The following is a 20,714-nucleotide window of genomic DNA, read 5'->3' on the forward strand; positions in this document are numbered from 1 at the left end:
TGAACCCGAGCGGCTTGCCGCGAGTTCCGAAGCGCCGGGCGAGCCCGGCGGAGCCAAGGCGACGAGCAAGCTCGCGCACTCCCAGACTGGCCGCCATCGTGCATAACGTGGGAGTGCGCGCGCTTGCGCGCCGCCCTGAACCCGAGCGGCTTGCCGCGAGTTCCGAGGCGCCGGGCGAGCCCGGCGGAGCCAAGGCGACGAGCAAGCTCGCGCACTCCCAGACTGGCCGCCATCGTGCATAACGTGGGGAGCGGGGCAGGCGCTTGCGCGCCGCCCTGAACCCGAGCGGCTTGCCGCGAGTCTCCCGGAGGCGCCGGGCGAGCCCGGCGGAGCCAAGGCGACGAGCAAGCTCGCGCACTCCCAGACTGGCCGCCATCGTGCATAACGTGGGAGTGCGCGCGCTTGCGCGCCGCCCTGAACCCGAGCGGCTTGCCGCGAGTTCCTAGGCGCCGGGCGAGCCCGGCGGATGCACGGCGACGAGCAAGCTCGCGCACTCCCAGACTGGCCGCCACCGTCACGTGGGAGTGCGCGCGCTCGCGCGCCGCCCTGAACCCGAGCGGCTTGCCGCGAGTTCCGAAGCGCCGGGCGAGCCCGGCGGATGCACGGCGACGAGCAAGCTCGCGCACTCCCAGACTGGCCGCCATCGTGCATAACGTGGGAGTGCGCGCGCTCGCGCGCCGCCCTGAACCCGAGCGGCTTGCCGCGAGTTCCTAGGCGCCGGGCGAGCCCGGCGGAGCCAAGGCGACGAGCAAGCTCGCGCACTCCCAGACTGGCAAGCTCGCGCACTCCCAGACTGGCACGCTCGCGCACTCCCATGGGGGCTCGCGCCTATTTGGGGAGCAGTTTGGCTTCCCGCAATGCCTCTTCGAAGCCCAGGCGGTCCTCTTCGCTCTGGAACGCGCGGTCCGGCAGGGGAATGAACCCCATGGGCGAGACGAACAGGAGCAGGTACTCGTGGAAGCGGCGCGCCTTGAGCAGTTGGGAGAGGGCCACCCGCCCGTAGGACCCGTCCTCGACGTGCGTCTCCAGGGTCTCGCCGTCGAATCGGACCGTGCGCGTGAGGGTCACCAGGCGGCCCGTTCGGCCCTTCACCCCGCCGCGGCTCGACAGCAGCACGAACAAAGGCAGGTACACGATGCCGAACACGCCCAAGGCCTGCAACTCAAAGCTCCTTCCGAAGATCAGGAGCGCCGAGCCGAGGATCACCAGCGCGAGCCCCATCCAGCGCGTTCGGTACATCTGCCAGTTGGCCTGAAGGGTCGCGAACTCCTTGGTGGTGAACGCGAACGGCTTCGATTCGAAGGTCACCGCGCCGCCTCCAACCACTCGTCGAATTGAAGCCGGTCCGCTTCGCTTTCGAACGCGTTCAGGGGCACGGGAACGAAACCCAGACCGGACAGCCGCAACACCAGAAACCCCTGGAAGCGGGCCACGCGCCGGACCGCCCCCGTGCGCAGCTTCCATCCGCCGCCGTCGGCGCGGTGGAAGCGCAACAGATCGGGGCCGGCCTCGAGGAACACCTCGTGGTCGAAGCGCTTCCCCTGGCGGATGGCCGCGATCACCCCTCGGGCGGGAATGGAGATCGGCCAGAGCACGGCGGTCATCCCGAACACCTTCGCCATGGGGTGGTCGAGCAGCAACAACGTCCCGACCCCGAACGCGGGGACGATGCCGACGATCCACCAGAACCGCCGCACGTACTCCTCGGCGGCCAGGTACGCCAGGGACGCGCGCGAGATGCGGTAAGGACGCGTTCGCAGAGGCTCCGCCACGTCCGATTGTGGCCGATCCCGCATGCCATACTTCACGCATGCTTCGCGTCGAGTCCGAAGGCCCGGTCGTTCGCGTCACCCTCGATCGGCCGGACGTGCGCAACGCGTTCAACGACGAACTTATCGCCGCTCTGGACGACACGTTCGCCTCCCTGGCGCCGCAGACAAGGGTGGTCGTGCTGGCCGGGGAAGGCAAGTCCTTCTGCGCGGGCGGGGATCTGCACTGGATGCGCAAAGCGGCCGCCTACACCGAGGAGCAGAACTACGAGGACGCGCTCCTCCTGGCCCGGTTGTTCGAGCGCATCGCCCACTGCCGAGCAGTGACGATCGTGCGGGCGCACGGCGCGGCGTTCGGCGGCGGATGCGGCCTGGTGGCGGCCGCCGACATCGCCCTCGCCGCGGAAGGGACCCGCTTTTCGTTCAGCGAGGTGCGGTTGGGATTGATCCCGGCGACCATCTCGGCGTTCGTGGTCCCCAAGATCGGCGTGGGGCACGCGCGCGCGCTGTTCGCCACAGGCGAGGTCTTCGACGCGCACCACGCCGTGCAGATCGGACTCGTGCACGCCGTCGCGCCCCGCGAGCACCTCGAAGCCATCCTCCAATCGAAGATCGAAGCGGTGCTGAACGCGGGCCCCGAAGCCGTCGCCCAAGCCAAGCGCCTCGCGCTGGAGGCGCCCCTCTCCATCGAGGAGTGCGCGCGCCGCCTCGCGCGGGCTCGCGCGGGGGCGGAGGGCACGGAGGGGGTCGCGGCGTTTCTGGAGAAGCGCAAAGCGTCGTTCGCGGTGGGCCCGTGATCCGAAAACTGCTGATCGCGAACCGCGGCGAGATCGCCGTTCGCATCGTGCGCGCCGCCCGCGAGTTGGGAATCCGCACCGTGGCTGTCGCCAGCGAAGCCGACGCGGAGGCCCTTCACGCACGCCTCGCGGACGAGTGCTTCCCGATCGGCCCCTCCGAGCCCACCGCGAGCTATCTCGATGCCGAGCGCTTACTCAGAGCCGCCCGCGAAACAAACGCGGACGGCATCCATCCCGGATACGGGTTCCTCAGCGAGCGGGCGAGCTTCTCCCAGGCGTGCAGCGACGCGGGGCTCGTGTTCGTCGGACCCTCTCCGGCCGCCATGCGCAAGCTGGGGTCGAAGATCGACGCCAAGGCGCTCGCCGTCGAAGCCGGCGTTCCGATCACGCCCGGGTTCTTCGAAGCGGGCGCCGACGCGGGACGGCTGAAGGCCGCCGCGGCCGACATCGGCTACCCCGTCATGCTCAAGGCCTCGGCGGGGGGCGGGGGCCGCGGAATGCGCGCGCTGCTCGACCCCTCGCAGTTCGACCGCGAGTTTGAACTGGCCTCCGAAGAGGCGCTCAAGGCGTTCGGCGATGGGTCGATGATGGTCGAGAAGCTCATCGAGCGACCCCGCCACGTGGAGGTGCAGCTCCTGGCCGATGCGGCGGGCAACGTCGCGTGCCTCTTCGAGCGCGAGTGTTCGATCCAGCGGCGGCATCAAAAGCTCGTCGAAGAGTCTCCGGCACCCGCCTTTGACACCCACCCCGGGCTGTGGGGCCCGATGCGCGACGCCGCCCGCAAGCTTGCCCTCGCCGCGGGTTACACCGGAGCCGGCACCGTGGAGTTCATGGTGGACGAAGCGTCCGGCGAGTTCTACTTCCTGGAGGTCAACGCGCGCCTGCAGGTGGAGCACCCGGTGACGGAGTGGGTGACGGGAGTGGACCTCGTCCAGTGGCAACTTCGGATCGCGTCCGGCGAAACCCTCGTGCTCCCGGAGCCCCTGCTTCAAGGCGATCGAACCGTGCTCGGCGGCTGCGCCATCGAGGCGCGGATCGTGGCCGAGGATCCCGCGCACGCGTTCCTGCCCTCGATCGGCCGTATCCTCGCCTGGGCCGAACCGCAGGCACCCGGGGTGCGCGTGGACACGGGGTTCGGGCCCGGCGCCGAGGTCACGCGCTACTACGATTCGCTGATCGCCAAGGTGATCGCCCACGCGGAAACGCGCGATGCCGCCATCGCGCGTCTGAGGGCCGCGCTGCTCGACTTCCACATATTGGGCGTGCGGACCAACATCGCGTACCTGCTCGACATCCTCGACCACCCGGAGTTCCGCGCGGGCAGAATCGACACGGGATTCCTCACCCGCGAGTTCGCCGAGTGGCGCCCCTCCGACGAGGTGCCCGCCGAACTGGCTGCCCTCGTGGAAGCCGCAGAAACACAGGAAACGACAAGGTCCCACACTCCCCAGAAGGGAGCGTGGGACCTAGGCGATTCCTGGCGCGGCTAGCCCAAACCACAAACCACAAACCCGGAAGGTCGCATAGCGACCCTTCCGCTAGAAGTCGCGGATGTCGGCGACGCACGTGCCGGGAACGCCGTGCATGTCCCCGAAGTTCGGGTAGCTGCCCGGGTGCCCCACGCACTCGAAGTCCTCTTCCCGCTTCGGATACCGGTCGATCCCACACCGGGCCATCGTTGCCGCCGGCACGTGGATCGTCCAGTCGTAGTAATTCGGACGGACCTGGCGCTCGTACGCCGTGTAGTTCGCGCAGTTCGCTTGGACGGGCCCGCCGGTCGGCATGCCCTTGTAGTTGTGGAACTTCACGTGGCCGTCGGCGAACGAGAAGGACATGCCCTCGCCTCCGTGGCGCGGCCACACTTCCCACTTGTACCAGTAGTCGATCCACCCGCCCGTGGTCTCCGTCGAGTTGAACCGCCTCGGCATGTACCCGTCGGTGTACGCGATCGTGTCCACCGGCTGCGGGACCGCGGACTCGCTCATCGGGGGATAGTTGCGGGTGACAAGCCCGGAGGGGGCCGGATTGAGGACCATGCCGAACAACCCGATGTTGAAGTTGTAGGCCGAATAGCGGAAGGTGCCCATGGGCCGGCACGACGGGCAGCGCGTTCGAATGAATTGGAAGAGGCTTCCCGCATAGTTGTTGTGCGCGAAGTCGCCCGCAATGTCCTGGCCCTTCGTGCCCTTGGGATAGCTCGGGCATTGGAGGATCCCGGCGTCCTTGCGATAGTCGGCCGTCAGGTCGTGGGCGAAGAAGACCACGCCGGTCGTGCGGTTCCCTCCAATGCCGATCGGAAAGACCGAGTCGTTGTCCGACACGTACATGAGAGTGGACAGCACATGCTGGCGCAGGTTGCTGATGCACGCGACCTTGCGCGCGCTCTCCTTGGCCTGGGCGAACACTGGGAAGAGAATCGCCGCAAGGATCGCGATAATCGCGATGACGACCAGTAACTCGATGAGCGTAAACGCCCGCTTAGAACGCAACATGAATCCCCCTTGGAGTGCCGAGCACCCGTTAGAACTACGGAGCCCATTGTACGACAACTTTGCAAAATCGTTGGTCACGACAAACGACAAACGACCAACGACGCTCACATTCCGGGAATGCCGGGCTCGGTCAAGTTCGCAGGGTCGAGCGCCTTCTGCAGCGTCTCCTCGTCCAAGAGCCCCTTTTCCCGCACCACCTGGGGAATGGTCTTCTTCTCGGCGAGGGCCGTCTTCACGACGTCCGACGCCGCCTTGTAGCCGACATACGTGTTGAGCGCCGTCGCCAGGGATGGCGAGGTTTCGGCGTAGTGGCGGCACTGCTCTTCGTTGGCGGAGATGCCGCGCACGCAGTTCTCGGTGAACGTGTGCAAGGTGTTGGTGAGCACCTGCAGCGCGAACTGGGACGCGAAAGCCATGCCGGGCATCATCACGTTCAGCTCGAGCTGGCCGGCCTGGACGCTGCAGTCGATCGCATGGCACTGGCCCAGGATTTGGTAAAGGACCAGGTTCAGGTTCTCGGCCATCGACGGGTTGACCTTGCCCGGCATGATGCTCGAACCCGGCTGCACCGGAGGCAGCACGATCTCGGCAAGTCCGGTCAGCGGTCCCGAGCAGAGCAGGCGCAGGTCGTTGGAGACGCGCGTCAACTCGAGGCAAAGGATACGCAACCCAGCCGCCAGGGCCGCCATCGGGAGGTTGCTCTGCATGGCTTCCCGAAGGTCGTCCGCGGGCCGGAAGCCGATGCCCGTGGCCTCCACCAGGTTCGCAACGGCCTTGGCGCGGTAGTCGGGGTGCGTGTTGAGCCCCGTCCCCGCGGCGGATCCGCCGATCCCCAACTCCTCGAGTTCGTAGGCGGCGTGCTCCAACCACTTGCGCGCCTTGCGCACGGCCGCCGCATACGCCGCGAACTCCTGTCCCAACCGGATCGGCACGGCGTCTTGTAGGTGGGTGCGCCCGGACTTCAGCACGTGGTCGAACTCTCGCCCCTTGTCCTCGAGCGCCCCCGCGAGCACGTCCACGGCCAACAGCTGGTCCTCCAGCATCAGGCGGGACATGATCCGCATGGCGGTGGGGAACGTGTCGTTGGTCGATTGGCCGTAGTTGGGATGGTCGTTCGGGTTCACCCGCGTGTAGGTGCCTTTCGAGCCGCCGAGAAGCTCTTCCGCGCGGTTGGCCAGCACCTCGTTGCAGTTCATGTTGAAGCTCGTTCCCGCGCCCATGTGGAACACGTCCACGGGGAACTGGTCGCGCAGACGCCCGGCGAGGATCTCGTCCGCGGCGCTCACGATCGCGCCGCCGATTTCGCGGTCGAGGAGCCCCAGGTCGGTGTTCGCCTGCGTGCACGCCTTCTTCAGCAGAATGAAGGCGTCGATCATCTTGGGATGCTCGGTGAGGCCGCTGATCTGGAACAGTTGCCGCGACCGCTCGGCCTGGCTTCCCCAGTAGGCGTCCGCAGGCACTCTCACTTCGCCGAGCGAGTCCTTTTCCACGCGAAATTCCATGCTCCGAGTTTACCGGTCGGCTCTTGGCGGAATCCCCCATAATAGGGGGGTGCAGGAGTTCAAAGATCGGATCGACGAACTCGCGCAGCTCATGCGCGAATTCCACCTCGCCGAAGCCACGCTCCAAGGCGAGGATTGGAAGATCGCGTTGCGGCGCGGGCGACGCAGCGACGCGCCGACCGGCGATCTGGGTCAGCCGCTGCTGCTGGACTTCGAGCCCCATGCGCCCGTGGCCGCGCCCGAGCCCCAGGCCCCGACGGGGACGCCGGTGAACAGCCCGATGAACGGCATCTTTTACGCCACGCCGAGCCCGAACACGCCGCCGTTCGTGCGCGAAGGGGACACGGTCAGCGCCGGGCAGGTCGTGGGGCTGATCGAAGCGATGAAGGTGTTCAACGAGATCACCGCCCCCTTGAGCGGTACGGTTCGGAAGGTGCTCGTGGAGAGCGGTCAACTCGTGCAGCCCGGCGAGCCGCTGATGATCCTCGAGTGAACACCGTCCGCGTCGCGTCGGTTCAGGCGGCGGTCGTCTACAACGATCCGGACGCCAACGCGGCCTACGCCGTCGGCCGCCTGCGCGAGCTGGCGACCCAGGGGGTGCAGCTCGCCGTTTTTCCCGAGGCGTTCCTCACCGGCTACTGCGTGGACTCCGCGGAGGAGGCGCGCCGCATCGCGTTTCCCGTGCAGATCGAGGGTGACGTCCTGGTTCGCGGTCCCGAGGCCTTCGAGACGATCCGGCGCGAAGCCGCCGCCCTCCGGATGCACGTCGTTTTTGGATTCGCCGCCCGGGACGCGCGCGGGGTGTTCAACGCCGCCGCGCTGATCGAGCCGGACGGCCGCGCCCGGGTGTACGTCAAGACGCACCTTCCCGAGCTGGGGCTGGACAAGCACGTCGTGGCCGGCGATTCGCTGCCGGTGTTCGACACGGCGCTTGGGAAGATCGGGATCCTGATCTGCTTCGACCTCAGGCCGCCGGAGCCGATGCGCGTGCTGGCGCTCGAAGGCGCGGACCTGGTGGTCCTTCCGACGAACTGGCCCGACGGCGCGCAGATCTCGGCTCAGGTGCTCAGCGTCGCGCGCGCCGTCGAGAACCGCGTCGCCTTCGTCTCCTGCAACCGCTTCGCGCCGGAGAACGGCACGACGTTCATCGGCATGAGCAGCATCATCGACCCGCTGGGGAACGTGCTGGCCATGGCCGGAGGCGGGGAAGAGGTGCTCGTCGCCGATCTCGACCTGGACCTCTCCCGCCAGAAGCGGGTCGCCACGATCCCCGGCCAGTATGAGTGGACCGTCTTCGAGTCCCGCCGCCCAGAGCTTTACTCACCGCTGGTGCGGTGAGTCTCGTTTATCGTCTATCAACGATCCACGACTCTTTCCATCCTCACCTTGACCTGCTGAACCGGGACCTGCTGCTGGCCGGGGAGCGATCCGCTGACCACGCCCTCCATCTTGTTCAGCTTCGAAGTGGCGGTATCGAGCCAGATCTTGGCGTCCACCTTCATCGGCTGCGACGCCTCGCCTTGCGTGATTTCGAGCTTGGTCACCAGCACCGCCACGCCGTCGGCGACGCTCTGGAGCGTGACCGTGCCCTTGGTCTTGCCCTGGGGATCGTCGATCGCGACGGGCACGCCGACCTTCATCTCCTTGTCGGTCATCACGCCGCCGAACCGCCCGAAATTGAGCATCATGCCCATGCCGCCGCGCATGCCCCCGCCGGGCGCGCCGGTCGAGCCGCCGATAGGAACGCCGCGGTTGTTCACGCGCTGGAGGGTCGCCGGAGGGGCGGGCGGATTCATCGTGTTGCCCATCGCGTTGACGGTCATGTCCGTGACGGCCGTCTCGAGGTCGGCATCGCCGTTCTCGTACACCTTCTTCACGGTCTGCGACATCTTCATCGAGATGTCGAACGGCCCCATATCCGACTCGATCGCGATCGCCATCGAGTAGGCGTCGGATTCCCCGACCTTGTACGTACGACCGAACTTCAGCCCGTCTTGGGCCGCCCACGCGCCGACCATCAAGGCGGCCGCCAACAAAACAAATCGAGTTTTCATACACCGTTGGTACGGGCGGAAGGGCGCGGGGGTTACCGGGAGTCGTCTATCGTCTATCGTTTGTCGTTTGTCGTTTGTCGGGGAGAGTTCCGGACGACAAACGATAGGCGATCAACGATCAAACGACTTCATACCGCGTGTTGCGGCGTTTGGGCACGTAGCCCGCTCCTTCGATGAGCCGCTCGAACTCGTGCGCGTCCAGGATGAACTTGTTGCCGGCGGCGGACACGACGTTCTCCTCGATCATCACCGATCCGAAATCATTGGCGCCGTAGCCGAGCGCGAGTTGGGCGATCTTGGGGCCCTGCGTGAGGATCGACACCTGGAAGTTGTCGATGTTGTCGAGGAACAGCCTCGACACCGCCACAGTGCGCAGATAATCGAAGCCCGACGCCTTGTGCGGGATGGGGAGCTGGGTGTCCTCGGGTTGGAAGTTCCAGGAGATGAACGCGCGGAACGGCTCGCACTCGTCCTGCAGATCCCGAATCCGCCCCAGGTGCTCGACGCGGTCTTCGAGCGTCTCCACATGGCCGAACATCATCGACGCCGTGCTGCGGATGCCGAGCGCCGAGGCCGTGCGCATACACGCCAGCCACTCGTCGGTCGTGTCCTTGTACGGCGCGATGATCTTGCGCACGCGGTCCACCAAGATCTCGCCGCCGGCGCCGGGGATCGAGTGCAATCCCGCGGCCTTGAGTCGCGCAAGGCACTCGTCGAGGCGAAGTTTGGAGATGTGCGCGATGTAGATGATCTCTGCGGGGCTCAACGCGTGCAGGATCACCTCGGGGAACTGCTCCTTGATCTTCGCGAAGATGTTCTCGTAGTAGTCGATCTTCAGCTTCGGGTTGAGGCCGCCTTGGAACAGGATCTCCGTGCCACCCTTGTCCACGGTGTCGCGCACCTTGTCGAGGATGCTCTCGTCCGAGTGCACGTACCCCTCGTCGTCCCCCGGCACCCGGTAGAACGCGCAGAACTTGCACCGCACCCAGCACACGTTCGTGTAGTTGAGGATGCGCCCGACGATGTAGGTGACCGTGTTGCCCGGCACCCGCCGCTGGCGCTGCACGTTCGCAAGCGTCGCCAGTTCGTTGAGGTTCGGGTGCCGATACAGTGCCATGGCATCGGCCGCATCCAGTCGTTCGCCCGCAAACACCTTGTCGGCGATGGAATCGATCGTGGAAGGGGGAGCGACGGTGGACATACCGCCACCATTTTACTTGACCTGAGCCTTCCGGGCCCCTCGCGTGCCTACCTCAAACCAAGAAGCGGCAGCAGCTCTCGAAGGTCCCCGATCACCGCGTCCGGGTGTGGGGCGTCGACGGGCTTCTCCTCGGGCCGGGGCGAATCGCCGTCGGCACTGGGCGGAACGTCCGACGCGCGCCGCACCCAGACGGCGTGCCACCCGGCCTCGAGGGCGGGGCGGACGTCGTGGCCGTAGCTGTTGCCGACAAACAGGATCTGGTGCGGCTCGCAACCCACCGCCTCCCGCGCCCGCTCGAAGACGGCCGGCACGGGCTTGCCCTCGCCCATCTCCCCCTCGATGAACACGTGGTCGAAGAACTCCTCGATGCCGAGGGTCGCCAGCTCTTGGCGCTGCACGTCGGCGGGACCGTTCGTGATCACCCCCAACGGATAGTGCTTGCGCAGGCGCTCCAACACGCCCCTCACCCCGTCGAACAAGGCCAACGCTTCGTCGCGGGCCTGGCCGTACGCCTCTCCCAGGCGCTCGGCGAGCGCCGCATCCTCGATGCCGCCTTCGGCGAGCGCGAGCCGCATCTGCTCGGCCCGCGTGGGTCCCCCGCTCTTGAGATACACCGGATACCACGCCGAATCCTTGAGCGCGGGCCCGAACTTGCGGAAGGCTCTGGCCCACAGCGAGAGCATCTGCTCCACGCCGACTCCGGCGGGCCGGTGCGCTTCGAACGCCCGGCGCAGGCCGATCTTGCACGCGTCCCAGTACGCGCACAAGGTGTCGTCCAGGTCGAAATAGATGGCGCGCACGTCGCCCAGCGGCGCGGGCTCGGGGGATCGGGCGGTCATCAGCTCAGTCCCATCGCCGCGCGCACCTCGGCCATCGTCTTGGCGGCGAACTCGCGGGCCTCGCCCGCTCCCTCCTGGAGAATCTGCTCCACGGTCGCGTCGTCCAACTGGCTGCGCCGCTCGCGAATCGGCCGAAGCGTCTCGTTGATCGCCTCGATCAGCTCGCGTTTGTTCTGCATGCACCCGCGCTCGCCGCGCCGATCCTCCTCCCACTGCTGCTCCCAGTTCGGGGAGTAGATCTTCAGGTACTGGCACACGGCGCAGCCTTCGGGGATTCCGGGATCGGTCAGGCGCAGTTTGGTGGGCGTCGTGAACGCGTTCTTGATCTTCGCGGCGGTCTCGTCCTCGGTCTCGTTCAGGTAGATGCAGTTGCCGTACGACTTGGACATCTTCCGCAGGTGTCCGTTCTCGTCGGCGTCGAGCCCGGGAAGCTTGGATCGCAGCTCGTCCTCCAAGATGATGTTCGCGAACTCGGGAAACACCTCCCCGTACAGGCGGTTGAAGCGACGCCCGATCTCCCGCGACACCTCGAGGTGGGGCGCCTGGTCCTTGCCCACGGGCACCCCGAACGGCTTGTACAACAGGATGTCCGCCGCCTGGAGGACCGGATAGCCCAACAGGCCGTACGATTCGCGCTCCACGCCGACGGTCTGCGCCTTCTCCTTGTAGGTGGGAACCCGCTCGAGCCACCCCAGCGGGGTGACCATGCTGAGCAGAAGGTGCAACTCGGCGTGCTCCTTCACGTGCGACTGGATGAACACGGTCGACCGCTCCGGGTCGATGCCCGCCGCGAGGTAGTCCTTGGCCACCTCGCGGGCGTTGGCCGCGATCGCCGAGGGGTCCTCCGCCATGGTTGTGAGCGCGTGCCAATCCACGACGCAGCAGTACAGCTTGTACTCGTCCTGCAGGGCCACCCAGTTGCGCAGGGCACCCTCGTAGTTCCCGATGTGAAGCTTCGGGTTGGTGGGCTGCATGCCGCTGAGAAGTCGTCTTTGCTCGCTCATATCAGAAGGGGACGCCTGTGAAGAACCGAAAGGTCGCGCGCACGGCCGGGAAGATCACCGCCCCGAGGATCGGCGTTCCGCTGAACTGCCCGATCAGGATCAGGGCGATCAGGGCCGTCGTTCCCACGCGGCGGTTCCAGATGTACCACCTCACCCGGGTGGGCTCGGGGAGGAACGTGCCGAGCAACCAGTGGCCGTCCAGCGGCCCAAGGGGGACGAGGTTGAAGAAGCACAGCGAGAGGTTGATCAATACGCCGTAGGTGAAGAGATCTATCAGGAACAGGGCCGCGCCGCCCGCGTGTTGGAGCCCCCCCGCCACGCCCAACCGAAGGAACACGGCCCACACGGCCGCCTGAAGGACGTTCGATATCGGGCCGGCCGCGACCGCCGCGAAGAAGTCCCATCGCGGGTTCTTCATCTTGCGGGGGTCCATCGGGGCCGGCCGTCCCCAGCCGATGCCGAAGCCGGTCAGCGACGTGAAGAAGATCATCATCGTCCCGAGCGGCTCGAAGTGCTTCGTGAGGTTGAGGGTGACGCGTCCGTACATCGCCGGCGTGGGGTCGCCCGCCGCGTCCGCCATCTTGCAGTGCGCGTACTCGTGGAGGCCGATCGCCAAGAAGATCACGATGGCGATCGCCGCGATCGTTTCGGGAGGGGGAATGTTCAAGCGGGGCTCTCCAAATCGTCCGGGACGGTCTCGCGCGCGAACATCTCGTCCCACGCATCGCGCCTCTGGACGACGGTGCGCGTTCCATCCGGCCGCAGCAGCACCGTCGCGGGCCTTGGATACCGGTTGTAGTTGCTCGCCATCGACGCGTTGTACGCGCCGGTGCAGAGGACCTGCAGCAGGTCGCCCGCGGCCAGGTCGGCGGGCAGCGAGACGTCTTCGAAGAGCTGGTCCGTCTCGCAGTGCTTGCCGCTCACGGTAAAGGGCGCCTCCGGAAGGGCCACCCCGGGACGGTCTGGCGTTCGCGCGACGCGCTCGACCGTGTACTTCGCGCCGTAGAGCGCGGGACGGGGGTTCTCGCTCAGCCCGCCGTCGACGCCTGCGTACGTGCGGGTGCGACCCTCGCCGATGGGGACGGTCTTCACGACGCCCACGGTGTAGAGGGTGACGCCCGACTCGGCCACCAAGCTGCGGCCAGGCTCGTGCACCAGCAGGGGCTCGAGACCGGAGCCCTCCAATCCGGCGCGCACCGCGCCGGCGACGAGCTGGCAGTACGGCTGCACGTCCATAGGTTCGTGGTCGTCGAGGTAGCGCACGCCCAGTCCGCCTCCGACATTGAGCGTGCGCGTCTCGTACTTCAACTCCGCCTTCATCCGGGCCGCGAACCGCGCAAGCGTTTCTCCACCCGAGCGTTGCGCCTCGGGGTCGAGCAGTTGGGAGCCGACATGGCAATGGAAACCCGCCACGTCCAGACCGAGTTCCAGGCACCGGGCAAGGGCCCGCTCGGCCGAGCCGTCGGCGATGTTGAAGCCGAACTTGGTGTCGGCCTGGCCCGTGGAGATCTTGTGGTGGGTCACGGGGTCCACTCCGGGGGCGAGCCGCAGCACGCACTCGGGCCGGACGCCCAACTCCCGCGCAAGGGTGTGGACCGCTTCGATCTCACCGAAATGGTCGATCACGATCTGCCCGATTCCCGATGCGAGCGCGAAGCGGAGTTCGCCGAGAGACTTGTTGTTGCCGTGAAGGTGGCACCGCGACGCCGGCACCCCGGCCGCGAGCGCGCCGCGCAGCTCGCCTTCGCTGGCGACATCGACGAGGCAGCCTTCCGCGTGCGCGATGGCGAGCACCGCGAGCGTCCCGTTGGCCTTCGACGCGAACGCGACCTCGGTGCGCGGGTACGAAGCCTCCAAGGCGCTGCGGTAGGCGCGGATGCGAGCGCGGAAGTGGCGCTCGTCCAGCACGTACAACGGCGTCCCAAACTCGGCCGCCAACGCGCGGGCAACCGGTTCCGACAAACGGAACCGCGTGTCCAGGCGAGGGGAACTGAGCATGGAGAGGATTATGGCAGGGAACGGGAGTCGGGAATCGGGAATCGGGAACGGTAACATCCCTGCTGTGAAACGGATCGTGGTTTTGGGCTCGACGGGCAGCATCGGGCGCCAGACCCTCGATATCGTCCGCCGGCATCCGGACCGCCTCCAGCTCGTGGGGCTCGCGGCGGGCTCGAACGCCGAGGCGCTGCTGGCCCAGGGCGGGGAGTGGCCGGGGGTGCGGTTGGCGCTCCATGCGCCCCACCCCGATCTTCCCAGCGGCATGGAAGCCCTCGTCGAGATGGCGACCGCCCCCGATGTGGACCTCGTGGTGGTGGCGGTGGCCGGCGTGATCGGGCTGCTGCCCACGGTCGAGGCCATCCGTGCGGGCAAGCAGATCGCGCTGGCGAGCAAGGAGGTTCTGGTTGCGGCGGGCGAGTGGGTGATGCCGCTCGTTCGCGAGCACGGAGTCGTGTTGACGCCGATCGATTCCGAACACAGCGCCCTCTTCCAGTGCCTCCAGGGCTATCGTCCCGACCAGGTGGACGAGCTGATCCTCACGGCGAGCGGCGGACCGTTCCGCGGCTGGACGCGCGCGCAACTCGAGGCCGTGACCGTGGAGCAGGCCCTGAACCACCCCACGTGGCGCATGGGCGGGAAGATCACGATCGACAGCGCCACGATGATGAACAAGGGGCTGGAAACGGTGGAGGCGCGATGGTTGTTCGACGTGCCCGTCGACCGCGTGCGCATTGTCGTCCACCCGCAGAGCATCGTGCACTCGTTCGCCCGGCTCAACGACGGAAGCGTGCTCGGCCAACTCGGCTGGCCAGAGATGCGCCTCCCGATCCAGATCGCCCTGCTGCATCCCGAGCGCAAACCCAACGACCTGCCTCCATGGAACCCGGTCGACACGCCCACGCTCACCTTCGAATCGCTAGACGAGTCCACGTTCCGCTCTCCCTCGCTGGCCCGAGAGAGCGTTCGGATCGGCGGCACGATGCCGTGCGCGATGAACGCCGCCAACGAATGGGCGGCCAACGCGTTCCTGGAAGGCCGCGTCCGGTTCCTCCAAATCCCGGAGATTGTGGAATCGGTGATGGAACGGCACGAACCCTGCCCCGTGACCCTTGAGGCCCTTCTGGAAACAGACCGGTGGGCGCGCCAGACCGCAGAGGACCGTGCCGAATGTTGAGACCCCCATTGAGCCCGTTACGTGAAACCCTCCGCGCCTCTGCGCCTCTGCGTGAGACCCCCATTGCGCCCTTTGCGTGAAACCCATTGCGCTTCTGCGTGAAACCCTCCGCGCCTCGCCACCCGAAACCAAATGCCCCTCGAAGGAGTTATGAGTAGAGCATGCTGATCGTTCTCACCGCCGTCACGTTCCTTGTGATGATCTCCCTGCTGGTCGCCGCCCACGAGTACGGCCATTTCCTGTTCGCACGCCTGTGCGGGATGGGGGTCGAGGAGTTCTCAATCGGGTTTGGCAAGGGGAAGTGGGTCTACAAGGTCAAAGACGGCACCGAGTTCACGGTTCGCCCGCTTCCGCTGGGAGGCTTCGTCCGGATCAAGGGCATGGTGCCCGAGGAGGACGGCAGCGAAGTGGACATCCCCGGCGGCTTCTACAGCAAGCCCCCTGCGCAGCGCCTGCTCGTGCTGTTCGCCGGGCCGTTGTTCAGCATCCTGGCGGGCGTGCTGATCCTGATCGGCCTGTTCCTCAGCGTTCCGCGGCATCCGCTCAACGAGCCGGTGCTCGGAATGGTGCTCGAGGGCAAGCCCGCGGCGCAGGCCGGACTCCAAGAGGGCGACCGCATCCTCTCCGTGGACGGACAGCCGGTGACGACTTGGTACCAGCTCGTCTCCTCCGTGCGCGACAAGCCGGATCAGAAGCTGGCGTTCGTCGTGGACCGCGCCGGCAAGCGCTTCGAGACGTCGGTGAAGACCTATGTGAACGACAAAGAGACGCCGGTCCTCGGTCCCGACTTGGAGCCCACCAACGAGCGGAAGAAGCAGGCGATGATCGGCGCGGCTCCCTCGGCGCGTCGGAGCACGGTGCCCGAAGCCGTCGGCGAGGCCGTCGTGTTCCCGTTCGAGATGGCGGGGGGCATGGTGCATGCATTCACCTCGACCAAACGCTTCAAGGAGGAAATCGGCGGCCCGATCTCGATCGTCACCGCGACGAGCGAGCAGGTGCAGCGCGGTGTGGCCGACGTGATCCTGTTGGCGGGCCTGCTGAGCATCTCGCTGGGCATCTTCAACCTCCTGCCCATCCCCGGCTTCCTCGACGGCGGGCAGATGGTCGTGGCGTTCATGGAGCTGCTGCGCGGAGGCCGCCGCCTGAGCATGCGGACGCAGTCCTACCTCTCCGGTCTCGGCTTCACGATACTGGTCGTGCTGATCGTCAGCGTGTTCGCCGTCGATATTGGAAGGTTGGGAGGCAGGTAGCCCGCCTCACGCCTCACGCTTCACGCTTCACGCCACAATAACACCATGCAGATCGTGTGGTATGCGCTGATTGGCGCCGTTGCGGGAGTGGGCGGGGGGTTCTTCGGCATCGGAGGGGGCGTGATCATCGTGCCAGCCATGATCCTCCTGTTGGGGTTCGACCAGAAGCTCGCGCAAGGCACGTCTCTGGTGGCCCTGCTCGCGCCCGTCGGTCTGCTGGGCTTGATCAACTACTACCAGGAGGGCAAGGCCAACCTCGTGGCGGGGGCGTGGATCGCCGTGTTCTTCTTCATCGGCGCGTTCTTCGGATCCAAAATCGCCCTCAACGTGGATGAAACGCTGCTCCGGCGCATCTTCTCTGTGTTCCTCTTCCTCGTGGCCTTGCAGATGTTCTTCAAGAAGTAGGAGGCGGGCATAATGAACCCATGCTTCGCGTGGGAATCCTCGGCGCCGGCGGAATGGGAAACGTCCATGCGCGGCAGTACCGGAAGATGCCGGATGTCGATCTGGTCTTCTTCGACCCGGACGAGGCGCGGCGGGCCAAATTCCAAACGACCTGGCAGTGCGCTCCCGTCGATTCCGAAGAGGACGTGCTTCGCGGGTGCGACGTCGTGGACGTCTGCCTCCCCACCGATCGCCACCTCGAGTACGGGCTGAAGGCGATCTCCGAGGGCAAGGCGGTGTTCTTGGAGAAGCCGATGGCGGGCTCGCTCGACGACGCCGCCCAACTCATCGAAGCCGCCGACCGCGCGGGAGTTCCGATGATGCCCGGCCAGGTGGTCCGGTTCTTCCCCGAGTACCGAGAGGGACGCCGCATGGTGGTCGAGGGCGCCGTGGGCCGGCCCGCCGCCGCCCGCACGCGCAGAGGCGGACTCGCCCCGATGGGCGGAGCGGAGAACTGGTTCATGGACCACTCGCGTTCGGGCGGGGTGCTGCTGGACCTTGCCGTGCACGATTTCGACTGGCTGCGGTGGACCTTGGGAGAGGTGGACTCCCTCTACGCCCGAAGCCTGGGCGCGACGACGGGGAAGGGGCCCGACTACGGCCTCACCACGATGAGCTTCGAATCGGGGGCCGTGGCGCACGTCGAGTCGACCTGGATGGACCCGTCGGGCTCTCGAACCACGTTCGAGGTGTGCGGGAGCGCAGGCATGATCGAATTCGACAGCCGCAATACGCCGACCGTGCGCACCCACCTCGCGCCCCCGAAGGAGGGCGATCCCCCGCGACGGGGCGGCAACGAGGCCCCCCTGACTCCGACCGACGATCCCTACTACCGCCAGCTCAAGGGGTTTCTGGACGCCGTGCGCAGCGGCACCCCGCCCCCGGTGAGCGGCTACGATGGCTTCATGGCCGTCAGCCTGGGCTTGGCCGCGCTGGAGAGCGCCCGCACCGGCAAAGTCGTCGTACCCGCAAGGTAGGAGCCCGACAAACGACAAAGGGAATCGGGAGACGGGAATCGGGAATCGGGAATCGGGAGTCGGCGGGAGACGGGAATCGGGGGTGGGGTTGACATTACTCAGTGAAGGTAATAAAATACCTCTCATGAGTACATCGGGCCAGTCGGGCGTTATTGCTTCTTATCGGCAGTTGGACGTTTGGAACCTGTCGATGGACCTTGCTGTGTCGGTCTACGAAATCACAAAGTTACTTCCCAAGGATGAGCAGTTTGGGCTTTGCAGCCAGATGCAACGGGCGGCGGTGTCGATACCCTCGAATATCGCCGAGGGCAATGCTCGGGGGTCTCGAAAGGAGTACGCGCGCTTCATCTCGATCGCCATCGGGAGTCTGAGCGAACTCACAACGGTCCTCCAACTTGCACGCGTGCTCGACCTCCTCCCAGAGGACCCCGCTCTCACAGAAAAGTGCAGAAGAGTCGCCGAGATGCTCATCCGCCTTCGCCAAGCCCTAGAAAAACCCCCCACCAACTCCCGTCAATAACCCCCGACTCCCGACTCCCGTCCCCCCCGACTCCCGACTCCCGATTCCCGTCCCCCCCGATTCCCGATTCCCGACTCCCGTCCCCCCGATTCCCGATTCCCGACTCCCGTCCCCCTCACCTCCAGCACCGCGGTCTGCACCGTGTCGCCGACCGTGAGGCGGACGAGGAACTCTCCGGTGTCGATGCCGCCGCCCCTTCGTCCCGCGCCGGCGCGGCGGAGGTTCCAGTTCACCGTGTTGATCCCCGCGTCCTTGCTGGCGCGCGGGGTGGCGATCACGTTGCCCTCGATGTCGAGGATCTCGACCTTCACGTCGCCCGCGGGCACGGTCTTGAGATAGTAGGAGATCGAGGCGCCGTAGGTCGGATTCGGCGCGGTGTACCGCTTCATGCCGTTGAACGCGTCGAACATGTTCTGGTAGAAGCTATACGCCAGCGCGGGGTCGGGGTCGAACAGGTGGACGTCCTCCTCCCGCACCTTCGCCGTGAGCTGGCGCAGGGGCGAGATGTTCGTCACGAACACGCCGCGGCCGTGCGTGCCGACCACGAGGTCGCCGTCGCGCGGATGGATCACCAGGTCTTGGCACGCGGTGGTGGGCATCCCGTTCATGAACCGGTTCCAGCTCTTGCCGCCATCGAGCGACACGTGAAGGCCCGTCTCGGTGCCCACCACGAGGAGGTCGGGGTTGATCGCATCCTCCCGGATCACGGAGACCTCCTCGTGAGGCAGATTCCCCGCGATCGAGCTCCACGTCTTCCCAAAGTCGGTCGTCTTGTACACGTACGGCGTGGTGTCGTCCTCGCGGAATCCGGTGATCGTCACGTACGCGGTCCCCGCGGCGTGCGAGGAGGCGACCACGCGGCTGATCCACCACTCCTTCGGCGCGTCCGGCAGATTCTCGTTCACCTGCGTCCAGTTCACGCCGCCGTCCTGCGACACCCACACGTTGCCGTCGTCGGTCCCGGCCCAAAGCACGCCGATCTTCACCGGCGACTCGTCGATCGTCGTGATCGTGCAGTGGGGAACGTTCCCCTTGATCTTCTCCTCGTGCTGGGTCGTGAGGTCGGGGCTGACCGTCGCCCACGTGTTCCCGCGGTCCACGGACCGGTACAGCTTGTTGCCTGCCCAGTAGAGGGTCTTCGCGTTGTGCGGCGAGAGGAAGAAGGGCGACATCCAGTTCGCTCGCTGCCCCTGCTCGCGCGGCCGAATCGAGCGGCTCGTGCGCGTCTTCGCGTCGAACCGGGTGATGCTGCCGAACTGGGACGACGTGTAGATCGTGTCGGGGTCCTCGGGGTCGGCGATCGAGTAGAACCCGTCGCCGCCGCTGATCGCGATCCAGTCCGAGTTGGCGATGCCCGAAGGCACGCGCGAGCGCGACGGGCCGCGCCAGGCGCCGTTGTCCTGCAGTCCGCCCATCACGTTGTAGGGCACGGCCATGTCCACGCTGATCGCGTAGAACTGCGGAATGGGAAGGTTGTCGATGAACTCCCACGTCTCGCACCCGTCGTAGGTCTCGTACAGGCCGCCGTCGTTGCCGAGGAACTGGTGCTTGCTGTTCGCCGGGTCGATCCAGAGGGCGTGGTGGTCCACGTGGATCTGGCGGTCGATCCCGCCCTTGAACGTCTTGCCGCCATCGTCGCTGCGCGAGCAGTTCACGCCCACGACCGTGACGTTCTCGGGATCGTTGGGGTCGACGAAGATCTTGCCGTAGTAGGACCCTCCGGGAACGTTCGAGGTGCCGGGGCGCGACCAGTTTTTGCCGGCATCGTCCGTGCGCCACACCCCGATGCCGCGCGGCGTCGTCGTGATGATCGTCGCGTAGACCGTCGAGGGCTTCAGCTTGGGAATGGCCAACCCGATGCGTCCGAGGTCGCCCTCCGGCAGCCCTTGGGTGAGCTTTGTCCACGTCTTGCCCGCATCGCTGGTTTTGTAGATTGCGGAGCCGGGTCCGGTCTCCCGGATGTTCCACGCCCTGCGGAGGCGGTCCATCGAGGCCGCGTAGAGCACCTTGGAGTCGGCAGGGTTCGCGACGATGTCGATGAACCCGGTCGTGTCGTTCTCCCCCTCGAGAACGCGCGTCCAGGTCACGCCGCCGTCGGTGGTTTTGTAGATGCCGCGCTCGCCACCGGACCGGTAGAGCGGGCCTTGCGCCGCGACGTACACCGTGTTGGGGTTCTTGGGATCGATGGCGATACGCCCGATGTGCCAACTGTCCCGCAGGCCCATGTTCAGCCACGTCTTGCCGCCGTCGACCGACTTGTACACGCCGTCGCCGTAGTGGCTGGACCGTTGGTTGTTGTTTTCGCCGGTGCCGACCCAGATCGTGTCGGGATCGCTGGGCGCGATCGCCACATCGCCGATCGAGATGGTGGGATTGCGGTCGAAGATCGGTGTCCACGTCGTGCAGTTGTTGGTGGTCTTCCACAGGCCGCCGTTCGACGCCGCGACGTACACGGTTCCCGGTTGGGCGGGGTGGGCCTCGATGTCCACCACGCGTCCCCCGGTCACGGCGGGCCCCAGGTTTCGGAACTCGAACGGCTTGAGGAGGTCGGCGTCCGAAGGACCCGACTGCGCAACGACGAAGGCGCTAGCCAAAGCCAGCGCCAGGGTGGACACGGTTCTTCCCATCACAGGGACTACTTCGGCGGAGCGGGAGCGGGTTCCTTTGGGGGCGTTGGTCGTCTATCGTTGGTC

Annotated in this window: 20 protein-coding genes; 9 read left to right on the forward strand and 11 right to left on the reverse strand. The window is 66.5% G+C overall.

All coding sequences use genetic code 11. The features are described from left to right. Positions 1-828: 828 nt before the first annotated feature. Together M9921_15325 and M9921_15330 are read right to left on the reverse strand one after the other, a co-directional pair. Positions 829-1,308, reverse strand: coding sequence for a YcxB family protein (locus M9921_15325; protein MCO5298218.1), 480 nt, complete (start codon positions 1,306-1,308; stop codon positions 829-831). Further along, positions 1,305-1,772, reverse strand: coding sequence for a hypothetical protein (locus tag M9921_15330; protein MCO5298219.1), 468 nt, complete (start codon positions 1,770-1,772; stop codon positions 1,305-1,307). The genes M9921_15325 and M9921_15330 overlap by 4 nt, the downstream gene beginning before the upstream one ends. Before the next feature lie 38 nt (positions 1,773-1,810). Between M9921_15330 and M9921_15335 the strand changes: the two genes are divergently transcribed. After that, entirely contained in the window at positions 1,811-2,566 is a 756-nt protein-coding gene (locus M9921_15335) for an enoyl-CoA hydratase-related protein (protein MCO5298220.1), read from the forward strand. Then, positions 2,563-4,056 (forward strand): ATP-grasp domain-containing protein, encoded by a 1,494-nt coding sequence (locus M9921_15340; protein MCO5298221.1) that lies wholly within the window; start codon positions 2,563-2,565, stop codon positions 4,054-4,056. The genes M9921_15335 and M9921_15340 overlap by 4 nt, the downstream gene beginning before the upstream one ends. Before the next feature lie 48 nt (positions 4,057-4,104). Here the strand turns inward: M9921_15340 and M9921_15345 are convergent, their stop codons facing one another. Beyond that, on the reverse strand, positions 4,105-5,058 hold the full coding sequence (locus tag M9921_15345) for a prepilin-type N-terminal cleavage/methylation domain-containing protein (GenBank protein ID MCO5298222.1): 954 nt from the start codon (positions 5,056-5,058) through the stop codon (positions 4,105-4,107). A 104-nt stretch (positions 5,059-5,162) separates the two neighbouring features. Continuing rightward, positions 5,163-6,560: an aspartate ammonia-lyase gene (locus M9921_15350; GenBank protein MCO5298223.1), complete on the reverse strand. Its 1,398-nt coding sequence runs from the start codon at positions 6,558-6,560 to the stop codon at positions 5,163-5,165. A gap of 49 nt (positions 6,561-6,609) precedes the next feature. Between M9921_15350 and M9921_15355 the strand changes: the two genes are divergently transcribed. After that, positions 6,610-7,053: an acetyl-CoA carboxylase gene (locus tag M9921_15355; GenBank protein MCO5298224.1), complete on the forward strand. Its 444-nt coding sequence runs from the start codon at positions 6,610-6,612 to the stop codon at positions 7,051-7,053. After that, positions 7,050-7,898: a carbon-nitrogen hydrolase family protein gene (locus tag M9921_15360; GenBank protein ID MCO5298225.1), complete on the forward strand. Its 849-nt coding sequence runs from the start codon at positions 7,050-7,052 to the stop codon at positions 7,896-7,898. The genes M9921_15355 and M9921_15360 overlap by 4 nt, the downstream gene beginning before the upstream one ends. 17 nt (positions 7,899-7,915) lie before the next feature. Here M9921_15360 and M9921_15365 read toward each other — a convergent pair whose 3' ends face one another. From M9921_15365 to lysA, 6 genes are all read right to left on the reverse strand, one after another. Continuing rightward, positions 7,916-8,614, reverse strand: a complete 699-nt coding sequence (locus M9921_15365) for a hypothetical protein (GenBank protein ID MCO5298226.1) — start codon at positions 8,612-8,614, stop codon at positions 7,916-7,918. Between the two features lie 118 nt (positions 8,615-8,732). After that, complete coding sequence (gene mqnC / locus M9921_15370; GenBank protein MCO5298227.1) at positions 8,733-9,815, reverse strand: dehypoxanthine futalosine cyclase; 1,083 nt, start codon at positions 9,813-9,815, stop codon at positions 8,733-8,735. A gap of 47 nt (positions 9,816-9,862) precedes the next feature. Further along, on the reverse strand, positions 9,863-10,654 hold the full coding sequence (locus M9921_15375) for an HAD family hydrolase (protein ID MCO5298228.1): 792 nt from the start codon (positions 10,652-10,654) through the stop codon (positions 9,863-9,865). After that, a complete protein-coding gene (gene trpS / locus M9921_15380; GenBank protein MCO5298229.1) occupies positions 10,654-11,658 on the reverse strand; it encodes a tryptophan--tRNA ligase in 1,005 nt (334 codons plus the stop codon). Before trpS ends, M9921_15375 begins: the two co-directional genes overlap by 1 nt. A 1-nt stretch (position 11,659) precedes the next feature. Continuing rightward, positions 11,660-12,325 carry a site-2 protease family protein gene (locus M9921_15385; GenBank protein MCO5298230.1) on the reverse strand — a complete coding sequence of 222 codons (666 nt, stop codon included), beginning with the start codon at positions 12,323-12,325 and terminating at the stop codon, positions 11,660-11,662. Next, a complete protein-coding gene (gene lysA, locus M9921_15390; GenBank protein ID MCO5298231.1) occupies positions 12,322-13,656 on the reverse strand; it encodes a diaminopimelate decarboxylase in 1,335 nt (444 codons plus the stop codon). Before lysA ends, M9921_15385 begins: the two co-directional genes overlap by 4 nt. A 64-nt stretch (positions 13,657-13,720) precedes the next feature. On the opposite strand from lysA, the gene dxr reads away from it, so the two are divergent. The 5 genes from dxr to M9921_15415 all read left to right on the forward strand — a co-directional run bounded on the left by dxr (position 13,721) and on the right by M9921_15415 (position 18,021). Next, a complete protein-coding gene (gene dxr / locus M9921_15395; GenBank protein MCO5298232.1) occupies positions 13,721-14,830 on the forward strand; it encodes a 1-deoxy-D-xylulose-5-phosphate reductoisomerase in 1,110 nt (369 codons plus the stop codon). Positions 14,831-14,991: 161 nt separating this feature from the next. Further along, the gene (locus tag M9921_15400) at positions 14,992-16,080 is read left to right on the forward strand and encodes a M50 family metallopeptidase (GenBank protein MCO5298233.1); all 1,089 of its coding nucleotides are present in this window, start codon (positions 14,992-14,994) and stop codon (positions 16,078-16,080) included. Positions 16,081-16,125: 45 nt separating this feature from the next. Then, the gene (locus M9921_15405) at positions 16,126-16,485 is read left to right on the forward strand and encodes a sulfite exporter TauE/SafE family protein (protein MCO5298234.1); all 360 of its coding nucleotides are present in this window, start codon (positions 16,126-16,128) and stop codon (positions 16,483-16,485) included. 20 nt (positions 16,486-16,505) lie between these two features. Next, positions 16,506-17,501, forward strand: coding sequence for a Gfo/Idh/MocA family oxidoreductase (locus tag M9921_15410; protein ID MCO5298235.1), 996 nt, complete (start codon positions 16,506-16,508; stop codon positions 17,499-17,501). A gap of 124 nt (positions 17,502-17,625) precedes the next feature. Further along, the gene (locus M9921_15415; protein ID MCO5298236.1) at positions 17,626-18,021 is read left to right on the forward strand and encodes a four helix bundle protein; all 396 of its coding nucleotides are present in this window, start codon (positions 17,626-17,628) and stop codon (positions 18,019-18,021) included. On the opposite strand, the gene M9921_15420 is transcribed toward M9921_15415, so the two are convergent. Next, positions 18,015-20,648 carry a hypothetical protein gene (locus M9921_15420; GenBank protein ID MCO5298237.1) on the reverse strand — a complete coding sequence of 878 codons (2,634 nt, stop codon included), beginning with the start codon at positions 20,646-20,648 and terminating at the stop codon, positions 18,015-18,017. The genes M9921_15415 and M9921_15420 overlap by 7 nt on opposite strands. Positions 20,649-20,714 lie beyond the last annotated feature (66 nt).

The organism is Fimbriimonadaceae bacterium, assembly GCA_023957775.1.
Taxonomy (GTDB): domain Bacteria; phylum Armatimonadota; class Fimbriimonadia; order Fimbriimonadales; family Fimbriimonadaceae; genus JAMLGR01.